This window comes from Pseudomonas sp. 22515, assembly GCF_052044625.1.
GTDB lineage: Bacteria > Pseudomonadota > Gammaproteobacteria > Pseudomonadales > Pseudomonadaceae > Aquipseudomonas > Aquipseudomonas alloputida.
Window position 1 is genome coordinate 116,530 of record NZ_JBQENN010000008.1, and the last position, 20,728, is coordinate 137,257.

The 20,728-nt window shown below is 55.4% G+C and carries 17 protein-coding genes; 9 read left to right on the forward strand and 8 right to left on the reverse strand.

Annotation, left to right across the window (positions count from 1 at the left end; all coding sequences use genetic code 11):
• Window positions 1-596 precede the first annotated feature (596 nt).
• Entirely contained in the window at window positions 597-1,124 is a 528-nt protein-coding gene (locus tag ACTJJN_RS10050; RefSeq protein ID WP_012269855.1) for a hypothetical protein, read from the forward strand.
• A gap of 101 nt (window positions 1,125-1,225) precedes the next feature.
• Here the strand turns inward: ACTJJN_RS10050 and ACTJJN_RS10055 are convergent, their stop codons facing one another.
• From ACTJJN_RS10055 to ACTJJN_RS10065, 3 genes are all read right to left on the reverse strand, one after another.
• Window positions 1,226-1,549, reverse strand: a complete 324-nt coding sequence (locus ACTJJN_RS10055) for a hypothetical protein (protein WP_010951457.1) — start codon at window positions 1,547-1,549, stop codon at window positions 1,226-1,228.
• Window positions 1,550-1,666: 117 nt separating this feature from the next.
• Window positions 1,667-2,341, reverse strand: a complete 675-nt coding sequence (locus tag ACTJJN_RS10060) for a heavy metal response regulator transcription factor (protein WP_003253420.1) — start codon at window positions 2,339-2,341, stop codon at window positions 1,667-1,669.
• A gap of 488 nt (window positions 2,342-2,829) precedes the next feature.
• A complete protein-coding gene (locus tag ACTJJN_RS10065; RefSeq protein ID WP_003253422.1) occupies window positions 2,830-4,173 on the reverse strand; it encodes an OprD family porin in 1,344 nt (447 codons plus the stop codon).
• Between the two features lie 403 nt (window positions 4,174-4,576).
• Between ACTJJN_RS10065 and ACTJJN_RS10070 the strand changes: the two genes are divergently transcribed.
• The 5 genes from ACTJJN_RS10070 (at window position 4,577) to ACTJJN_RS10090 (ending at window position 13,039) form a co-directional block, all read left to right on the forward strand.
• On the forward strand, window positions 4,577-5,848 hold the full coding sequence (locus ACTJJN_RS10070) for a TolC family protein (RefSeq protein WP_010951456.1): 1,272 nt from the start codon (window positions 4,577-4,579) through the stop codon (window positions 5,846-5,848).
• A 68-nt stretch (window positions 5,849-5,916) separates the two neighbouring features.
• The gene (locus ACTJJN_RS10075; RefSeq protein ID WP_010951455.1) at window positions 5,917-7,167 is read left to right on the forward strand and encodes an efflux RND transporter periplasmic adaptor subunit; all 1,251 of its coding nucleotides are present in this window, start codon (window positions 5,917-5,919) and stop codon (window positions 7,165-7,167) included.
• A 24-nt stretch (window positions 7,168-7,191) separates the two neighbouring features.
• Window positions 7,192-10,353, forward strand: a complete 3,162-nt coding sequence (locus ACTJJN_RS10080; protein ID WP_010951454.1) for a CusA/CzcA family heavy metal efflux RND transporter — start codon at window positions 7,192-7,194, stop codon at window positions 10,351-10,353.
• A gap of 162 nt (window positions 10,354-10,515) precedes the next feature.
• Window positions 10,516-10,839 carry a DUF2790 domain-containing protein gene (locus ACTJJN_RS10085; RefSeq protein ID WP_003253432.1) on the forward strand — a complete coding sequence of 108 codons (324 nt, stop codon included), beginning with the start codon at window positions 10,516-10,518 and terminating at the stop codon, window positions 10,837-10,839.
• Between the two features lie 202 nt (window positions 10,840-11,041).
• Window positions 11,042-13,039 (forward strand): heavy metal translocating P-type ATPase, encoded by a 1,998-nt coding sequence (locus ACTJJN_RS10090; protein ID WP_010951452.1) that lies wholly within the window; start codon window positions 11,042-11,044, stop codon window positions 13,037-13,039.
• Between the two features lie 52 nt (window positions 13,040-13,091).
• On the opposite strand, the gene ACTJJN_RS10095 is transcribed toward ACTJJN_RS10090, so the two are convergent.
• The 4 genes from ACTJJN_RS10095 to ACTJJN_RS10110 form a co-directional block, all read right to left on the reverse strand.
• On the reverse strand, window positions 13,092-13,316 hold the full coding sequence (locus ACTJJN_RS10095) for a hypothetical protein (protein WP_010951451.1): 225 nt from the start codon (window positions 13,314-13,316) through the stop codon (window positions 13,092-13,094).
• Between the two features lie 127 nt (window positions 13,317-13,443).
• Window positions 13,444-14,469, reverse strand: coding sequence for a hypothetical protein (locus tag ACTJJN_RS10100; protein ID WP_011953109.1), 1,026 nt, complete (start codon window positions 14,467-14,469; stop codon window positions 13,444-13,446).
• Window positions 14,470-14,767: 298 nt separating this feature from the next.
• Window positions 14,768-16,075, reverse strand: coding sequence for an OprO/OprP family phosphate-selective porin (locus tag ACTJJN_RS10105; protein ID WP_009395904.1), 1,308 nt, complete (start codon window positions 16,073-16,075; stop codon window positions 14,768-14,770).
• Between the two features lie 210 nt (window positions 16,076-16,285).
• A complete protein-coding gene (locus tag ACTJJN_RS10110) occupies window positions 16,286-17,254 on the reverse strand; it encodes a LysR family transcriptional regulator (protein WP_011953108.1) in 969 nt (322 codons plus the stop codon).
• 257 nt (window positions 17,255-17,511) lie between these two features.
• Between ACTJJN_RS10110 and ACTJJN_RS10115 the strand changes: the two genes are divergently transcribed.
• From ACTJJN_RS10115 to ACTJJN_RS10125, 3 genes are read left to right on the forward strand one after another with little or no spacing between them, the layout of a single operon-like run.
• Window positions 17,512-17,931 (forward strand): GtrA family protein, encoded by a 420-nt coding sequence (locus ACTJJN_RS10115; RefSeq protein ID WP_010951446.1) that lies wholly within the window; start codon window positions 17,512-17,514, stop codon window positions 17,929-17,931.
• The gene (locus ACTJJN_RS10120) at window positions 17,897-18,880 is read left to right on the forward strand and encodes a glycosyltransferase family 2 protein (protein WP_010951445.1); all 984 of its coding nucleotides are present in this window, start codon (window positions 17,897-17,899) and stop codon (window positions 18,878-18,880) included. Before ACTJJN_RS10115 ends, ACTJJN_RS10120 begins: the two co-directional genes overlap by 35 nt.
• Window positions 18,874-20,328 (forward strand): phospholipid carrier-dependent glycosyltransferase, encoded by a 1,455-nt coding sequence (locus ACTJJN_RS10125; protein ID WP_010951444.1) that lies wholly within the window; start codon window positions 18,874-18,876, stop codon window positions 20,326-20,328. The genes ACTJJN_RS10120 and ACTJJN_RS10125 overlap by 7 nt, the downstream gene beginning before the upstream one ends.
• Before the next feature lie 82 nt (window positions 20,329-20,410).
• Here the strand turns inward: ACTJJN_RS10125 and ACTJJN_RS10130 are convergent, their stop codons facing one another.
• Window positions 20,411-20,632, reverse strand: coding sequence for a hypothetical protein (locus ACTJJN_RS10130; RefSeq protein WP_010951443.1), 222 nt, complete (start codon window positions 20,630-20,632; stop codon window positions 20,411-20,413).
• Window positions 20,633-20,728 lie beyond the last annotated feature (96 nt).

The following is a 20,728-nucleotide window of genomic DNA, read 5'->3' on the forward strand; positions in this document are numbered from 1 at the left end:
GCACAGTGCCAAAGCTCAGCCGAGTGCCGATCTCAGGTGGAGCTCATCTAGACGGGTACCGATACTTGCGGTTTGGTGAGTTTTTCGACCGTTCTCCGGGAGCATCACGAGGTATCCCATTTCTGTTGGATGTAGCGTCCAGCGACTACGGTCAGCTCTGGCCGCAATATGGCTACGAGCCGTGGTCTGCTGAAGTGGAGGTATTCCATAACCCTATGGCACTATACCCGGTGCCTAATGAGTTGATACCAGAAGTCACCCACTGGAGAGAAGTAAACGGAAGAGTCGAGTGCGAATCTTTCTTTGATGTATCCATACTCCGATCCAGAACACTCGTCCTCAGTGCAAACGCTAAGGTTCCGTCACTCGATGAGTTGCTGACAGCAGCCAGTCCTCCAGAGCTCTGACGGCGGCGGGGTGGCCGCATCGTTGCCACGCAGGTAGATGAGAATTTCTCAGCAAGCTACCCAGCCAGGGGAAGGACATGAGATCCCCTGCGCAATTCAGGACCGTTGAAGCGTCACCTCTCTTCGGGTAAAAGCATGACCGTCATACAACGCTACAACAGCGTCATACCCGAGAGCATAGGAAGAAAAATGTCGATCCAAGGACTAAAACGATACTTTGGAAACAAGATTCACGCAGTGATAATGATGGCCCCGCTTAAGCGGGAAATGATACGCCTCGGCATATGCACCCTTATGGCGATTATTCTGAATATCATCTTGTATACCGGCGTTGAAGTAGACGGCACCATCAAGCCGTGGGCAGAAACCCCGATAAAACTGTTTGCATCGTCGATGTTATTCGCCTTCATGATCAAGGCTTTTCTGCCAGTTCTCGGCTGGACGATACTGAAAGCAATGCTGTTGAGTGCGAACAATGCCTTCAGCGGCATACTGAGTTTTTTGGGCAATCAGTTCACAGGCGTCATGTACTGTACCGGAATTATTATGGGTTCTATCACGATTAAATTGTATATGGTTTCCGGGGTTTTAGACTCTGAGTTTGCTTATCTGTCCGCAATCGTATTTGCTTCCGGGGTTTTATATTTCTATGTGCTGCAATGCGCCATTCAAAAAACAATGAGTCCGGCCCTGCGTACACCAGCAGTACCGCGTTAAACCACTAGGCTGTGACTATTCATCTCTGGTGCTCAGTAGGCGCTCGCTCTGCTGAACCCTCACCCATACACAACCATTAATGGACTGGCCCGCCTTCGACTTTATGAAGAAGGCGAGCGAGCACGTGACTGATTGCGCATGTATTCCGAGATGAGACTTTCGAAATTGATGTCCGCCTCCTCAACGAGAATATTGACGTGACAGTACAGCTCTTCAGGACCTCTGAGATAATTGAAAATCCTTGATCTAACGATGCCGCAAACCCCTTCTTTGACCGCCGTAGAGGGGAGGTTGATAACATCGCCAACGCACGGGATAAGAGCTAGGCCATGGTCGCTGTTGAAGACAATGTCAGCTGGACAGGCATCAATGCTGGCATCGGATTGTCCTTGCGAAACCTGCTGATAATCAATGCTATACCTCATGTACAGCCTACCTCATTTGTTGAGTGAGGAATCAGCGCCGCGGATCGTAAACAGAAACCTCAAGTTCGCAAGCGACGGGAGCATGTAGCGGATTTTCGGTACTAGAGAGCTTGGCAACTATCGTTTTTCAAGCACATACCCTACGCCCCGAAGCGTATGTATCAGTTTGGTCTCGAAAGGGTCATCTATCTTGGCTCTGAGTCTTCGAATCGACACCTCTACAACGTTTGTGTCGCAGTCAAAATTCATATCCCAAACCTGCGAAATAATTTGGGTGCGGCTCAGCACCACACCGGTATTACGCATCAGGTAATGCAGTAACGCGAATTCTTTCGTGGTCAGGTCAATGCGCTGACCGTCCCTGAATGCCCTGTGCCGGCTCTGATCAAGCTCCAGGTCAGCGACGCGAATGACCTCTACGGATGCAGGGTGATCTGACCTGCGCATCAAGGCGCGAACCCGGGCCAGCAGCTCAGGGAACTCAAATGGCTTGATCAGGTAGTCATCTGCTCCGTTCTCCAGCCCCCGGACCTTATCCGCCAGCCGGCTTCTCGCCGTCAGCATCATGATACGGGAAGGGCAGTTTTTACGACGCAACAACTCAAGGACCTGCCAACCGTCCATCTCTGGCAGATTTATATCCAGGATAATCAGCTCATATTCGTGCTGCTTAGCCAAGAATAATCCATCTGACCCGGTGTGGACGCAATCTACGACATAGCCACATTCCGTCAGACCTTGACGCACATACTCCGCAGTTTTTACTTCATCCTCAATTACCAGAATTCGCATGGGATTTTGTCTCGATATCACTGAGCAATTAACCGCGCACGCGCGCCGGCATTATTGAAAGGGATGGTAAATCAAAATGAGCGTGCCGGGGCTCAAATGACGGATTTGTAATTTCTAGGTAATACAGTTGATAGTCTGGCGGTATATCTTGTCGCGGTTTGGGTTTGACAGTTGCGGGCCCTCTCTCCAGCAGGTGATTTGACCTTATGAAGTATTGGGTTATTTTCTTCTTTGTGCTGGCTTCGTTCCGCTCAGATGACGGCGAGGTCGCTCACATTGAAGAGACTGGTCATTGGTGTAGTCATGAACTTCACCGGCATGCGATGCGTACAATCGAACGCCTACTTGAATTTTAGGCAAAAAAAGGCGCCCAATGGGCGCCAAATATCCACCTTTTACCAAAGGAGCACTTAAGCCACTCAAGGTGAATTCGTAATGCTCGTTTTACTAATAGGACCAGTTAATGAATAACTGGTCCAGTTAGCGAATTACAGAATCGAAAGCGGGTACTCAATGATCACACGGGTTTCATCCAGATCCGATTCGAATGCAGTGGCACGTGTGGTTGCCTGGCGCAACCGGAAGGACAGATCTTTTGCTGGACCGGTTTGGACAACGTATTTGACTTCGACGTCACGCTCCCAACGCTTCTGATTGTCGAGCGGGTTGCCGTTGTCATCAGTGCGCATGTAGAACTGGTTAGCGTTCGAGTAATCCGCGCCCGAGCCTCTGGCGTAGCGGGTCATGAACGTCAGGCCTGGAATGCCGTAGCTGGTGAAGTTCAGGTCATAGCGCAGCATCCAGGAACGCTCTTTCGGCGAGTTGAAGTCGCTGTACTGGATGGAGTTGTCGACGAAAATCGAGTCCGACTGACGCAGGTAGTCAAAATCGTCGTCGCCGTTGTTGCGCTGGTGCGACAGGGCTAGGGTATGGGCACCGTAACGCACGCCGACCTTGGCACTCCAGATGTTGTTGTCGAATTCACCCAGGCGCTTCTTACCTTCATCTACGGCTTTGTAGTAGTTGAAGCCACCGATCAGCGCCAGATCGTCGCTCAGCGGGTAAACCACGCTGGTGCCGGCGTAGTACTGATTCCAGACGTCTTTCAGCTGGCTGGCGTAGACGCTCACAGTCCAGTTGTCGTTGATCGAGTAGTCACCGCCACCGTAACCGATCCATGGCGAGTTGACCGGGCCGCCGTAGAACGTCACGAAGTTGTCGTTCAGGTTGCTTGAGACCGGCTGGCTCATCGCATGCAGACGACCACCCTGCAGGGTGAGGCCTTGGATGCTGGTGTTCTCAACGGTCACGCCGCGGAAGCTTTCTGGCAGCAGGCGAGAGTCGCCGGATGCAACGACCGGAGTCGATGGGAAAACATCACCTACTTTCACGATGGTATCGAACAAGCGGACTTTGGCTGCGCCGCCGACCTTGGTGTATTCGTCGCGAGCTTCGCCCTTGTTATCAACGGGTAGCACGTCGAAGGAGCTACGGCCGCCGTTGCGCCCATCACCGGTGTCGAGCTTGAGGCCGATCATGGCGAAGGCATCAACGCCAAAGCCAACGGTTCCCTGGGTAAACCCAGAGTTGAATTTGCTGATGATCGCGTGCGCCCAGGCTTCGGAGTAGCCGTTGGTGTTGCCCTTGCCACTGTTATAAGTGGGGGCAGTGCTGTCGCGGTTATCACGGTTGAAGTAGAAGTTACGGTTCAGCACTGTAAGGCTGCTGCCTTCAATGAAGCCTTCTGGCTTGTCTTCTGCCTGTGCCGAAATAGCATAGCTTCCAGACAGCGCAGAAACTGCCGCCAAATACAGTGGTACTTTGATTTTCATCCGATGCTCCTTTGATTCACGGCAGTTTTTATTATGTTTACCGGCGCGGGTGTCGTTAATTGTTCTGACCAGGCGGCGCGCCTAGCGTAGCGCGAGCTCATATTTGCAGGCCGAAGATAACGGGGGGGTGATAGGAAAATTACAATTTCGTCATCTACCTGTTGTTCGGGCCTTCGCACCGCGTGTTTGCCATCTCCGTTGCTTGTAACGAAATCATCGTGTCGGGTTTGGTTTCCCAGTATTTTCGGGCATTACAGGACATTCTTACGGAATTGTAATTTTCTAGCCACCCCTCTGATAGCTACCGCTCATTAGAGTGCCATCACCTAATCAAGTGGGGCTTGGCAGCTGTTTCGGCGTTCTCGCCAAGCTTTATCGAAGTTTGTGCACGAGGACCATCAAAGTGCCCCGGTATAACCGCAATGTCTTACCCAAGACCCCCGTCTCGCCCTGGAAGATCGCTGCACTCTGTGCAGTCATCTCTGGGTTGATGGCGCCTGCAGCCCTTGCCCAAAGCATCAGCTTGCCCCAGGCGCTTTCGACGGCCATGGATGCCAACCCAGACCTGGCCGCGGCCAGGCAAGAAATTGGGATCGCTGATGGTGCTCGCAAGCAGGCCGGGCTTATCCCCAACCCCACAATCTCGTATGACGTGGAAGACACCCGTCGTAACACCAGCCAGACGACTGTCTCTCTCAGCCAGACCCTTGAGCTGGGCGGTAAGCGGGGGGCTCGTGTTGACGTCGCCACATACGGGCAGACCGCCGCACAGCTTGAGTTAGACCGTCGCGTTAACGGCCTGCGTGCAGATGTCGTCCAAGCCTTTTACGCCGCGTTGCGGGCCCAGACAGGTCTCGACCTGGCCAAGCAATCTCTCGAACTGACTGAGCGCGGTCTTCGCATCGTCGATGGCCGTGTTCGCGCAGGTAAGTCGTCCCCAGTGGAGGCGACCCGCGCTCAAGTGCAACTGGCCGAAGCCCAGCTGCAAGTTCGACGTGCAGAAACGGAAAAAGCGACCGCTTACCAACAGCTCGCTCAAATTACCGGGAGCTCAGTCACCGTGTTTGATCGACTCGAATCGCCAACCCTCTCCCCGGGCTTGCCACCTCGCACTGAAGATCTGCTGGCTAAGCTCGACCAAACAGCAGAAATGCGTCAGGCCGTGGTGCAGATAGACAAGAGCGATGCCTCGCTCGGCTCAGAGAAAGCTCAGCGTATCCCGAACCTTACTGTCAGTGTAGGTAGCCAGTACGACCGCTCTGTGCGCGAGCGGGTCAACACTGTGGGCCTGTCTATGCCTTTGCCGCTGTTCGATCGTAACCAGGGCAACATTCTTTCCGCTTCTCGTCGTGCAGATCAGGCCCGGGACCAGCGCAATGCTGTTGAGCTGCGCCTGCGCACCGAAACCCAAACCGCGTTGAACCAATGGTCCACCGCCATGCAGGAGGTCGAGTCCTACGACAAGACCATTCTGCCTTCAGCCCAACAAGCCGTAGAGACCGCAACCCGCGGCTTCGAGATGGGCAAATTCGGTTTCATCGAAGTGCTGGATGCCCAGCGCACCTTGATCGTCGCTCGTGGCCAATACCTCGAATCGTTGGCAGCGGCGACCAATGCGCGTGCGCAGGTGGAAAGGGTTTATGGCGAAGTCGGCTCAACCGCCGGCACTCGCTGAACGGGCCAAACATTTTCTTCGGCACACAGCCTTGAACAAGCCGGTGCCTACGATCAGCAGGAGTAGCAATGGATAACAAACGCAAGATCGCCCTCGCGGTAGCCGCTGTGGCAGCCCTCGGATTTGGCAGCCTTGCCTGGAACAACAGTTCCGGACAGCAGGCCGCCAGTACTGCCGAGCATGGCGCTAACGATGGCCATGGCGACGAAAAGAAAGCCGCATCTGCCGCCAAAGAGGAAGGTGATGAGGGCCATGGTGAAGAAGGCCACAGCGAAGAGGGCGGTGAAGAAGAGGGCAAGCTGACGCTCAGCGCTGAACAGATCAAGGCCGCTGGTGTTGCCCTGGAAGCTGCAGCGCCTCGTGACCTCGGTACCGTCGTGAGCTTCCCTGGCGAAATTCGCTTCGACGAAGATCGTACTGCCCACGTGGTTCCTCGTGTTCCTGGCGTTGTTGAGGCTGTCCAGGCCAACCTGGGCGAGACGGTCAAGAAAGGGCAAGTCCTCGCGGTAATCGCCAGCCAGCAGATCTCTGACCTGCGCAGCGAACAACAGGCCGCACAGCGTCGCGTCGAACTGGCGCGTGTGACCTTCGAACGTGAGAAGCAACTGTGGCAGGACAAGATCTCTGCAGAGCAAGACTACCTCCAAGCACGCCAAGCGCTGCAAGAAGCGGAGATCTCCTTGGCCAACGCCAAGCAGAAGGTCGGCGCAATCGGTGCCTCGGTTAACTCCGTTGGCGGTAATCGTTACGAGCTCCGCGCTCCCTTCGACGCCGTGGTAGTGGAGAAACACCTGACCGTCGGCGAAGTCGTCAGCGAGGCGACCAACGCCTTCATCCTTTCCGACCTGAATCAGGTCTGGGCGACCTTCGCAGTTCCGCCGACAGATCTGGGCAAGGTCACGACTGGCCGTGCAGTGAAAGTCTCTTCGCCTGACATGAACGTCGAGGTCGAAGGGAAGGTGGGTTATGTCGGCAGCCTGCTGGGCGAGCAAAACCGTGCAGCTACTGTCCGCGTCACCTTGACCAACCCCAACGGCGCCTGGCGTCCAGGCCTGTTCGTAAACATTGCGGTCACCTCCCAGACCGATCGAGTTGCCGTAGCGGTCCCTGAGCACGCTGTGCAGACCGTTGAAGACAAACCTTCGGTATTCGTACGCACCCCAGATGGCTTTGACACCCGCCCGGTAAAACTGGGTCGCCGCGACAATGGGTACGTGGAAATCATCGACGGTATTGAAGCCGGCGCCCAGGTAGCAACCAGTGGCAGCTTCACACTCAAGTCCGAGCTCGGCAAAGCTTCTGCCGAACACGGTCACTGATGCGAACTGACAGGATGATTTCTCATGTTTGAACGTATCATCAGATTCGCCATCGAGCAGCGCATCGTAGTAATGATCGCCGTTCTGATCATGGCGGGTATCGGTATCTACAGCTATCAAAAGCTGCCCATCGATGCGGTACCCGATATCACCAACGTCCAGGTGCAGATCAACACTGCAGCGCCTGGTTACTCGCCCTTGGAAACCGAACAACGGATCACGTTTCCAGTTGAAACGGCCATGGCCGGTCTCCCGGGCCTTCAGCAGACCCGTTCCCTGTCTCGCTCTGGCCTGTCTCAGGTCACCGTGATCTTCAAGGATGGCACTGACATCTTCTTTGCCCGCCAGTTGATCAACGAGCGGCTGCAGGTTGCGAAGGAACAGCTGCCAGAAGGTGTAGAGGCCGTCATGGGTCCGGTATCTACCGGCCTCGGCGAGATCTTCCTGTGGACTGTTGAAGCCGAAGATGGCGCGGTCAAAGAGGACGGTACGCCGTACACCCCGACCGACCTGCGCGTGATCCAGGACTGGATCATCAAGCCTCAGCTGCGTAACGTCCCGGGTGTGGCCGAGATCAATACCATCGGCGGTTATGCCAAGCAGTTCCTGGTTGCGCCGGATCCAAAGCGCCTGGCTACCTACAAGCTGACACTCAATGACCTGGTCGCAGCGTTGGAAAGTAACAACGCCAACGTCGGTGCCGGCTACATCGAGCGTAATGGTGAACAGTTGCTCATCCGTGCACCGGGTCAGGTAGGCAATATCGAAGACATCGCCAACATCGTGATCACCAGTGTGGATGGTGCACCGATTCGCATCAGCAGCGTTGCTGACGTCAGCATCGGTAAAGAGCTCCGTACAGGTGCTGCTACTGAGAACGGCCGCGAAGTCGTGCTCGGTACCGTGTTCATGCTGATTGGTGAAAACAGCCGCACCGTATCTCAAGCTGTCGCCGCCAAATTGGCGGACATCAACCGCACCCTGCCAAAGGGCGTGGTGGCTGTGACTGTTTACGACCGTACCAACCTGGTTGAAAAAGCCATCGCGACGGTGAAGAAGAACCTGGTGGAAGGCGCGATCCTGGTTATCGCCATTCTGTTCCTGTTCCTCGGCAACATCCGTGCGGCTCTGATCACCGCGATGGTGATTCCGCTGTCCATGCTGTTCACCTTCACAGGCATGTTCAACAACAAGGTCAGTGCCAACTTAATGAGTTTGGGGGCACTCGACTTCGGCATCATCGTCGACGGTGCCGTGGTTATTGTAGAAAACGCGATCCGTCGACTGGCTCATGCGCAACATAAGCATGGCCGCATGCTCACCAAAACCGAACGCTTCCACGAGGTCTTTGCCGCGGCGCGAGAAGCTCGCCGGCCGCTGATCTTCGGTCAGCTGATCATCATGGTGGTGTACCTGCCGATCTTCGCCCTCACCGGCGTCGAAGGCAAAATGTTCCACCCGATGGCCTTCACCGTTGTGATGGCGCTGCTGGGTGCAATGGTCCTGTCCGTTACCTTTGTTCCTGCAGCTATTGCCATGTTCGTCACTGGCAAGGTGAAGGAAGAGGAAGGCGTGGTCATGCGCACAGCTCGACTGCGCTATGAACCGGTTCTGCAATGGGTGCTGGGACATCGGAACATCGCTTTCTCGGCCGCAGTAGCCTTGGTCGTGCTCAGTGGTTTGCTGGCAAGTCGTATGGGTAGCGAGTTCATCCCAAGCCTCAGTGAGGGTGACTTTGCGATGCAGGCCATGCGTGTGCCTGGAACGAGCCTCACTCAATCTGTCGAGATGCAGCAGCGTCTGGAGAAAGCGGTGATTGCGCAGGTGCCTGAAGTTGAGCGGATGTTCGCACGCTCGGGTACCGCAGAAATTGCATCTGACCCGATGCCGCCGAACGCCTCTGACGCCTACATCATGCTCAAGCCTCAGGATCAGTGGCCTAACCCGAAGAAGCCTCGTGATGAGCTGATTGCTGAAGTGCAGAAGGCCGCAGCGGGTGTTCCAGGAAGCAACTACGAGTTGTCGCAGCCAATCCAACTGCGTTTCAACGAGCTGATTTCGGGCGTGCGTAGTGACGTCGCTGTGAAAGTCTTCGGCGATGACATGGACGTGCTCAACAACACCGCCAACAAGATCGCGGCAGCGCTCAAAGCGGTCCCGGGCTCATCGGAAGTGAAAGTTGAGCAGACATCCGGCCTGCCGGTGCTGACCATCAACATTGACCGCGAAAAAGCAGCACGCTACGGCCTGAACATCGCGGATGTTCAGAACTCGATCGCTATCGCCGTGGGTGGCCGTCAGGCCGGCACGCTGTATGAGGGCGACCGTCGGTTCGACATGGTAGTACGCCTACCAGAGACCGTTCGCACCGACGTAGCGGGTATGTCCAGCTTGCTGATCCCGGTACCTGCCAATGCGGCACAGGGTGCCAATCAGATCGGCTTCATCCCGCTGTCCCAGGTCGCCAATCTGGACCTGCAACTGGGCCCGAACCAAATCAGCCGCGAGAACGGCAAACGTCTGGTTATCGTCAGCGCCAACGTTCGAGGCCGCGATCTGGGGTCCTTCGTTGAGGAGGCGACCGCATCGCTGGACAAGAAGGTGCAAATCCCTGCGGGCTACTGGACGACTTGGGGGGGCCAGTTCGAGCAGCTGCAGTCGGCTGCCAAACGCCTGCAGATCGTTGTTCCAGTCGCCTTGCTGCTGGTCATGACCTTGTTGTTCCTGATGTTCAACAACCTGAAGGACGGCATGCTGGTCTTCACCGGTATTCCATTCGCACTCACCGGTGGTGTTGTGGCGTTGTGGCTGCGGGACATCCCACTGTCGATCTCGGCAGGTGTCGGCTTCATTGCACTGTCCGGCGTTGCAGTACTGAACGGCCTGGTGATGATTGCCTTCATCCGCGGGCTAAGGGAGGAGGGACGAACGCTCAGACAGGCAGTCGATGAAGGTGCATTGACCCGTCTGCGACCTGTTCTGATGACAGCCTTGGTAGCGTCCCTGGGCTTCATCCCGATGGCTTTGGCCACCGGCACCGGTGCCGAAGTTCAGCGGCCATTGGCGACGGTGGTGATTGGCGGGATCCTGTCCTCCACCGCACTGACCTTGCTGGTACTGCCTGCCCTGTATCACTGGGCACACCGCAAGGATGAAGACGGCGACGAGGCCGAAGTGGTTAGCTAACAGCCTCCGCTAAAGAGAAGCCCACAACACGTGTTGTGGGCTTTTTTGTTTAAAGTGAAGTAGATGCACTTACCTTTCAAAATTGTAAGTTTCTCGTCATGCCGGTGATGCCTATGCATTGCTAAGGTTACGCCCGAGAAGTTTTGAAATTGAGAGGGTTTTATGAAAAAGCTAATTATCGCTGCTGCACTTGTTGTTTTCTCGGTGGCTTCGCAGGCCAACACTTTCTCCGAGAGCAAGCAGCTTCAATACACCAAGGAACACCAGACCGCAGTGGCCAAGTACGCGGAGAAAAATGGCAAGCCAATGCCAGAGATTCAGGATTACAAATATGGCATGAAGATAGACGTTGCGAAATTCGTACGTCAGTCGCAGGACCCCCGTACCTGCCAGGTCTATCCACGGTTGATGACCTTCGAGGACTCCCAGGGCACGCTCAAGACTGTTCGTTACTCGATGTATTCGCAATGCATCAACAACAAGTAGTAAACGATTTGAACAGAACAATTAGAGAATTCATAAATGCCAGGCAGTGCCTGGCATTTTTTATTACGCCCGATACCCCATAGCTTCGAAATGTTAACGCCTGGGCTCGGGCAAACCGTGCAATAGATCTTAGCCAACCAACAGAGACGGCTCCCCAACTGCAGAGGGCAATTGGAAGCCTTGACCCCAGAAGGGACGAGTTATGAAGAGTTTGCTTGAACGCCCTGATGACCAAGCCGGGCATGAAGGTCATAGCCATGAGCATGGCGGCATTTTTGGAATGAACACAGAGCTGATTTTCGCGCTGATCTGTGGTGCTCTCCTGGGTGCCGGAGCTCTCGCAGGAAAACTTGGCCTGATTGATCGTCTGCCTCTGATTCTGTACGTGTCGGCCTACGTGTTCGGTGGATGGTTCACCACTAAGGAAGCGGTTACCAACATCCGTCAGAAACGCTTCGAGATCGACTCGCTGATGCTTCTCGCCGCAGTCGGTGCCGCGAGCATCGGCGCCTGGGCGGAGGGGGCTCTGCTGCTGTTCCTGTTCAGTCTGGGGCATTCCCTTGAAAGCTACGCGATGGGGCGGGCCAAGAAAGCGATTGAGGCACTGTCCAAGCTCGCACCAGCCACCGCGATCGTACGCAGAGCAAATGGCACGGTGGAGATGCCCGTGGAGCTGCTGGTTCCCGGTGACGTTGTCATCGTGCGCCCCAATGACCGCCTGCCGGCCGATGGTTTTGTAGTCGTAGGCTCCTCAAGTATCAACCAGGCGCCAGTAACCGGTGAGAGCGTCCCCGTGGACAAGCAACCTGTTCCTGATGCCGAACTCGCACGCAGCAAGCCAGATGCAGTGGATGCAGCCTCGAAAGTCTTCGCCGGTACCATCAATGGCGAAACGCTCATCGAGGTTGAGGTAACACGGCGCTCTACGGAGAGTACCTTGGCGCGGGTCATCAAGATGGTCAGTGAAGCCGAAGTCAGGAAGTCACCGACCCAGCGATTCACGGACCGCTTCCAACGCATATTCGTCCCGTTGGTTTTACTGCTGGTAGTCGGGCTGCTATTTGCCGGCATTTTCCTTGACGAGCCGTTCCGTGACTCGTTCTACCGGGCGATGGCCGTACTGGTTGCAGCCAGCCCCTGCGCGCTCGCGATCGCTACACCAAGCGCCATTCTCTCTGGCATCGCCAGGGCAGCCCGAGGTGGCGTGCTGATCAAGGGCGGTGCGCCACTTGAAGAGCTTGGATCATTGAATGCCATGGCATTCGACAAGACCGGTACCCTGACCGAAGGGCGCCCACGTATCACCGATGTAATACCCATAGGCGGCACGCAGATCGAGGATCTGCTAAACGTCGCCATCGCTGTGGAGTCGATGAGCGACCATCCGCTGGCTGCGGCAATTGTGCGTGACGGTGAAGAGATGATTGGCACACGGCGCCGATTCCAAGCCAAGAACATGAGCAACATGATTGGCCGCGGCGTGCGTGCTGAGCTTGATGGGCAGTTCGTCTGGATTGGCAAGGTCGAGATGTTCGGTACCAATGGTATTCCCGCACTCAGCAAGGCAGCCCTGGAGGCTGCGGAGCGTCTACGTCAGTCAGGCCGTACCACCATGGTGGTACGGCGTGCTGACAAGGATCTGGGCGCTATCGGGCTATTGGACACACCCCGGGAGGGGGCCAAAGAGGCACTCCAGAAGCTTAGAGAGATGGGCATCGAACGCATGGTCATGATTTCTGGAGACCACAACCGCGTTGCAGAGGCTGTAGCCAAACAAGTTGGCTTAGATGAAGCGTGGGGAGACCTGATGCCGGAAGACAAGGTCAAGGCCATCAAAAACCTGCGCCTTAGCGCCAAGGTGGCCATGGTGGGTGACGGCGTCAATGATGCCCCTGCCATGGCCAGTTCGAGCGTTGGTATCGCAATGGGGGCTGCTGGATCTGATGTTGCCCTGGAAACGGCTGATATCGCGCTTATGGCTGACGACATCAGGCAACTCCCATTTGCGGTGGGGCTGAGCCGTCACACGCGATCGATCATCCACCAGAATCTGTTCGTCAGCTTGGGGATTGTGGCCATCCTGGTTCCGTCCACCATCATGGGCTTGAGCATTGGTGCCGCTGTTGCGATCCATGAGGGCTCCACACTGTTGGTCGTCTTCAACGCCTTGCGCCTGTTGGCCTACCGCAGAAGCACCTGATCCCTGAGCTTCAATCATGAAGCTAAGCAGGGAAATGACCCGTACTTTTCTCTCACTCGTCGATCCCGATGCGCTTGAGGCTTTCAAGGGCCTTTCCGCACTCAGGTGAGCCATGCCGTAAGCCGCAGGCCAATGCAGCTTTGAGGCTCATGACACCGGCTACGAAACCGACTTGATTGCCGACTCCGTGTCCGTCCGCAAATCCCTGATCATACGCAATCTCGACAAGCGCATTGATCGCCGCCAGGGTGTCCTGTTTGTTTTTACTCTTTTGCATATCTACTCCGCGAGCATTCAGCTCATATCGCTCGGTTAGGTGGCGGCGCCTTCAGGTTTGGGGTGAGCGAATCCCGCTCCCATAGCCAATCCCTAACGGGGGGCTCAGCCCGCCACCGTAAGGAAAATCAGCTATTGAGAGCAGATGACTCGTTTTGGTCACCCGTGCTGCTCGCCTCACCGCATTGGCACTGAGTGGGTACATCCGGGTAGTCGCTGTGATTCTCAATGAACAGCGTTCGGCAGGTTTCGCACCCATAGATCCGGGGCAGGGATTTAAGGCCGCTCGGAAGCACGTCACTCAGAGGCTCGTTATGCCAAGGAGCCCCGTCAAGGATTCTTGAACGCAGGATGTTTCCCAGGCGCCAGGTGTCACTTTGTGCGCGCCAGGACCACATCGGCGCAGAAAGCGAATACTGGATGAAGGTCTCTTGTGACTGCCTGGATAGCGGGTACTTGGGGCGGGTCCAGCCGGAATCGATGATGCTGAACCCCATGCCCATTTCTGCGCTCGGGTGGGTCTTTTCACCAAAGAAACGGTCATGCGTCGCTGGAGCCGTCGCATGATGGTCAGTCGGTGGGAATACCCACAGATAACACTCATCCCGGTTGACCATGCTGATGAGCTCGCTTGGCCCCCGCATGGGGGAATTTGCAGCCAGGGCGAAGCGATCCTTCCACGACATTTTGGGAGGCGGCGCAATACCAGCAGCGATGGCCAACGTGGCAGTCTTGGGGACGAAGCGATCGCCTAGCTCGTTCAGATCCAGGTTCTTGCAGAGAGCCTTGAAGGCCTTTTTGCGAGTCTTCGAGCTGAAGGAGGGGTCAAGGAGCAGGCGAACCTGGTTCACGCCGATTCCCGCAGTTCGTAGCACCTCAATGACTTCTTCAGCCACACCGACTGCTTGAAGATCGGTCAATCCTAAGCACGTTTTCGCCCGCTCGACCGCCGCGTAGAGGTTGTACTGCCGTGTCTCGTTGTCACGACAGACCTGAATTGGCAGCTTGTCTTGGATGGCAACTTGCGGTGCAACGGAGCCGATGGCCGCGTGGAACAGCTGGTGGAGGTGCAGATGAGAGTACGGGCGGCCAGAAGCCGAGAACGAGGCGTGCAGCTGAGCAGCGAGAGGTTGAAGCAGCTTTTTTGCAGACATGACTATCCCCTAATGAGCGACGTTGGGGTAGCTGCGCTTGTAGGGCCGTTAGACGCGAAGCTGGACGTCGAATCAGGTTCAATCATGAATAGGAGTCAGGTTTGATTTGCTTGCACGGCCACCATGCAAAGCCCGACGCGGCAATCACATCAGATTCGCCGAGCTTTGGCAAGAGCGGTCATCGGTAAGCGAAAGCAGGTAGGAGGAGGGCGCTCCATGCTTGATCACCTCCAGAAACAGGAAAGCCGGAAGCACGTTGAGCGCTTCCGGCTTTCTCACGTCAGACTGATGAGAGGGATCAGAAGACGTATTGCAGGCGGGTCACGATGGCATTGCCGCTGTCGTCGCCCACGGTGTTCTCGTTGTTGTCGGTGCGCACGTTGATGTAGTTGGCACTGACTTTCACCGCCTCGTTGACGTACCAGTTCACACCCACCGTGTGGCTCTTGGCCTTGCGCTCGTTCGATTGGTCCGCCGCGGTGACCAGGTTGCCGTCTTCGACCTTGATATCGTCAAAGCGGTAGAAGACTTCCCAGGCCCCCAGTTCCTTGTTCTCTGGTTTGATAGTGTCGAACTTGGCACCATCGAGCTTGTAGATACGCGGCTCGCCGGTCAGGGTGTAAGCCATCTGGGCGTAGTAACCGGAGGCCTTCATGTCGTTGTTGGCCTGGTCAGCTTTCAGCTTGCGGCGAAGGTATTCCGCTTGAACCGAGAACGGGCCGGTGGCCCAGGCACCTTCGAGACCCCAGACCGAGTCGTCCTTCCACAGGCCATCTTGTGCAGCAGCACCGCCAAACAGCATGCGGTTGCCGTTGGTGCCGGCATCGCCGCCGCCATTGGTATCTACACCGCGGACGCCCAGACGCGAACGAATCCGGGTATCGACCGCACTGTTTTTGAGGTCGCGGTAAGCGTACTGAGCACCGACGTGCAGGACGTTGCCATCACTGTGCAGCGGTGCGAACACGCCACGTACGTTGTAGCGCTTGGTGCTGTCGCCATCCGAGTTGTTATTGGTTTCGCTGAAAACGCTACCGGAAACATAAGCCATGTCAGCGATGGTGCTGGTGGCTTGAACACCCATGCCGGCGTTGTCGTTGATCCAGTCCGCCAGGTCGTACGAGAGGTTCCGCTCCATGGCGGTGGTCCACTTCGAACTGGTGGCTTTCTCAAGACCGAAGTCGGTGTAGAAACGGCCAAAGCGCAGTTGCACCGGCTTGAAACCCGTGTAGGTCAGGCTGGCTTCGTCGAAGTAGCCGTCGGAGTCGTTGCCCGTGTTGCGGGAAAGGTCGTAGTTGAGCTGATACTTCCAGTCGCGGTACAGCACGCCACCGAGCTCAAGGTAGGCGCGACGGAAGTAGCCTGCGTCAGCGGTATCGCCATTCTTGGTGAAGACACCATCGAAACGGCCGTAGTCGGCCTGAACTCGGCCGCCCAGTTTGAAACTGAATTCCTTGTCAGAAGTCGATACTTCAAGACCGCCCTTGGTCTTCAGAACGATGTCAGCTCCGTCAGTGGTTACTGTTCCGGAGAATGCTTGCGAGGAAAATGTGCCTATTATTGCGGCAGCCAACAGCTTTTCCCGCATGTTCGAAGAACGGATCATTGCTTGCCTCTCGTATGTTAAGTGCTTAGCTACCGACGTTATATTTCGCCCTGCGCCGGCCTAAATTTATCTTGCAGATGGGAGCAGGCCACGGTTGTCACCCGCTGTAACAAGATGCCTTTGTTCTAAGCACTCTGACTAGGTTGCAAGCGAATATGACAGTTGTGTTTCTGTAGTGTTAACGGAGGAGTTTGAAACCTAACAAAACTGTTACCGAACAAGCCAGTCCTTCTTATCAAAGAAGCTCTTCTTGATCAATCTTCGAATTTCCAAAACCTGCGGATTGCGGACAAGCTTCGTTTTGATAACAAGATAGACATCTTTCTCCTCCAGGTCGTCCAGGAAACCCGGCACGGGTAGGATATTTCTCTCCAGTTTTCGGCTGTAGTCGGGCAGCACTCCAATACACGCACCGCCAACGACAAGGCCTCGTGATAGGTTGTAGCTCTTGACCCGAGTGGTACCGCCCTGATGCTCAGCCATTATCGATGCCCACTTTCGTGAGCCCGCCAAGATCTCTTCATCCCAAGGGACAACGAGCATGAAGTTGTGCAAATCCAAGCTCTCCACTGGAAGGGTGACGCTTCTTGAATAGCGGCTGGAAATGAACAGGGCGTGCCCAATCCGGCCAAGCCTTTCAAACCTATACGTAGGATGGCGATCAAGCGCGCCTTTATCATCTGGGCTCACCAAAGCGATACCCACATCGACTTCACACTCAGAAAGCATCTGCGTTGTGCATTCTGAATGGATTTCCAGCTGCATTTCGGCATGATCACGCACGTAGGCGACTAGATCGCGGTTTACGATGTCGTTCAGCACTGGCTCTGTGATCGCGATGGTAAGCCTGGGGACTTCCTTTTCACCGGACTTGCCAAGGCCGTCTGGGCCGAAGAGCTGGCACAGGTAATGGCTGACCCTCTCGCCTGTGCGGGTCAGGGCAAGCTTGTTGTGTTTGTAGACAAACACGGGAGCACCAATGTGCTCTTCCAGTTTCTCCAAGCGTTTCCGCAGGCCTACCACTGGCACATTGAGCCCTCGGGCAGCCTGTTTGAAACTGGCACAACGTGCTGTTGCGAAAAACTCTACGGCCAGCTGATCATCAATTGGCAAATCATCCAATATGTCAGGGCTGTAAGGAACAACGCTGCTTGTATATGTTTCATTTTGTGTAACCATTAGGTCCCCCTTAATTCGGGGAATCTATCTCAATGCCACCCGGTGTTTCCTTATCTTGTCAACATTGTAATCCACGGGTCATGCATGCGTTATCGGAAGGCTTTTATTTCGAAAGCGTAATTTTCAGGCAATCCCTCTGATATTGTAGCGTGCTAGCCTAGTGCGCCGACTTGTTACTTACCATATATAGATTCGGCTAATTACGCATTTACATTTAGTTCACTATTTTTTCACCTTTGCCTCCATAGGCTTTGGGCATGGAAAATCAAACCCCACCTCTTACTACCTTACTGATTCGTTATCTGGGGATCGGCTTCATAGCAACGGGAGTCCATTATGCGGTGTTCCTATTGCTGGTTACGACAGAATTCGTTACTCCGTTACTGGCCAGTATCTGTGGCGGCATGGTTGGCGCAATCGCGAGCTTCATTGGAAATAGGGCGCTCTGTTTTGTGGCAGATGGCTCTCGTAAGTTTCAGCCTGTCAGGTTTGCACTGGTCGCGTTAACCACAAACTTCGGCAATGGCGTGGGTATGTGGTTCCTCATCAAGTCGAATCTGTCACCGCTCATCTCCCAAGTCGTAGTGACCTTAAGCCTCACTGCACTTGGATTCATTGCACATCGTTTTTGGACATTCAATCATGCAGACATTACATCGCTTTCCCGAGCGCCCTGATCCCTTGTTAACCATCGTGGTCCCTTGCTTCCAGGAAGAGGAAACCATCCCCGAGTTCCACCAGCGAATCACCCGCGTGGTGAAGCGCTTACCCGTCTCCTGCGAAATCCTCTATGTCGACGACGGCAGTAATGACCGGACGGCCGACATTCTTCGCCACTATCAGGATGGGTCATCTGTACGTTGCCTGTCCCTGAGTCGCAACTTCGGCAAAGAGGCTGCACTGAGCGCCGGGATAGACCATGCCCGTGGCAGTGCGCTGATCTTCATTGATGTCGACCTGCAGGATCCACCAGAGCTCATCGCGGCCATGGTGGACTACTGGCAACGCGGCTACGACGTGGTGAACATGCAGCGCAACCTGAGAATCGGTGATTCGTGGTTCAAGCGCATGAGTGCCCGGGCTTACTACTGGGTCATGCAGCGCCTGGTGGAGAAGGTGGACATGCCGGCCGATGTCAGCGATTTCCGATTGATTGGGCCTGCGCCGCTGGCAGCCCTGCGGGCCCTGGATGAACGCTCCAGGATTCTCAAAGGCATGATCGGCTGGGTAGGCTTTCGTACCATCGAACTGCCCTACAATCGCACTGTTCGCCATGCCGGGAGCACCAAATGGAATGCAGCTGGCCTGTTCAATCTGGCCATCGAGAGCATCGTCAGCTTCTCTCGCAAACCACTGCGCATTTTCAGCCTCATCAGTTTCGGTCTTTTCGTCTCCAGCATCTGCTACATGCTTGCGTCGCTTGTGGCAGGCAGTTTCGACATCCATCACCTGATCGTCGGAATGGCTTCATTCATGTGCGTCGGTGTCGCCATGGTGGGGGAGTACCTGGGCGTGACACTCGCGGAAGTGAAGCGCCGGCCTCTCTATTTCCTGAAGCACAGCAACAAGGCAGATCCCGTGTCACTCCACCCTTCGATGGCTTCGATCGAGGGTAAGAAATGCTGAACCTGAAGAACGAGAGGACGCTGTGGTGGGTCCTGGGTTCGATTTTGCTATTGCGTTTGGTGGGGCTGGGCATCTACCCGCTGATGGACACATCTGAGGCCCGTTACGCTGAAATGGCTCGCAAGATGGTCGAGTTGAATGACTGGATCACGCCCATGTTCGACTACGGGGTACCGTTCTGGGGCAAGCCTCCGTTGTCCTTCTGGACCCAGGCCGCGAGCATGACGGTCTTCGGCGTTAACGAGTTCGCTGCGCGCTTCCCAGCGTGGCTACTCCACCTGGCAAGCTGTTTCATCATCATCAAACTCGGCACGCAGCAGATTTCTCGTAACGCCGGCATCTGGGCTGCCATTATTTTTTCCAGCACCACACTTGGCCTGGTCTCCAGCGGTGTTGTGCTGACTGACCCTGTTTTGTCGTTCTCGATTCTGCTGGCCAGCTACGGTTTCTGGCGTTGGATGAAGTGCGCCAGCAAGGCGGATGCCTACCTGATGTTCGCAGGTCTCGGGCTGGGCTTGCTTGCCAAAGGGCCGCTGACCCTGGTGCTTATGGGGGCGCCGGCATTCGCCTGGTTCGTTATCTACAAGGAATGGGGACGGGTACTGAGGCTTCCCTGGATTAGCGGCCTTGTACTCATGTTCGGTATATCCGTGCCATGGTATGTCGCGGCCGAGATGAAAACGCCCGGCTTCATGGAGTACTTCTTCGTTGGTGAGCACTGGAGCCGCTACGTCGTCAGTAACTGGGCAGGGGACCTCTATGGTAGTGCTCATGCCAAGCCGTACGGCAGCATCTGGATCCAGCTCGGATTGTCGCTACTGCCATGGGCCTTGTTTCTACCACTGTTGATCCGCAAGCGTGGATCGATGCAGCGCTTCAAAGCCTACCTCTGGCTGTGGGCCTTGGCGACACCGGTCTTCTTCACATTTGCAGGCAACATTCTGTGGACCTACCTGCTACCCGCGCTGCCAGCGTGGGCATTGCTGCTGTCTGCACGGGTCAGCGAAGTTGGCCCGAAGACCACCTGGGCTGCCGCTGCGAGCGCATTGGTGTTGCCAATCATCGGTGCGGGCATCATCTACGCCGGGGTACTAGAGGAGCGCCCTCAGAATCAGCGGGATGTGGTTCAAGCCTGGCTCAATGTGCAGTCTGCTCATTCCGCTCCCCTGATCTATCCTGGCCGCCGCTCATACTCGTCGGAGTTTTACAGCAGCGGGAAGTCCGAGAACATCAAGGATCCTGCCAAGTGGCCGCGGGATGGCTCGTTCTATCTGTCCAGGCGCTTGCGAGACAGCAAGGATGGTCTGCCCGCTGATCTAGCTTGCACATCGATCACCGAAGCGAACGCCAGCCAGCTCCTGCTGTGCCATTGGAAACGCCCCGCACAAGGTGCCGAGGGTCTGGCCGGAGAAAGCAATGCGGAAACGCCTCGCAAGAACGAAGGCTAAATTCCAAGCACAAAAAAGCCAGGTTTTACCCTGGCTTTTTTGTCGATTTCTTTCGTCATTTGAAGTCCTATTTAACCGCCGATTAATTGTCGGCTTGTTCCTTACCATCCTTGCTTTCTTTCTTTTGCTCTTGAGCGACTTGTTGTTTGTTCTGGTCCGAAGAGTCATCGCTCCATAGGCGAGCCTGTTCGGTTCGGAAGTTCTCGTTGAACTGTTTCGTTCGCTCGAAGCCGCCTTCAGCGTAAGCGGTACCCATGAGACCCAGCAGCAGGCTGCCAATAGCGATAGATTTGACAAATTTCATTGTGAACCTCGGTTCATACTAGGCCAACCTGATTAGCGGCCTTTGTTGGTTTGTAGTTTAGGAACGCGAAGCTAACGACAAGGTGAGTCAATAATT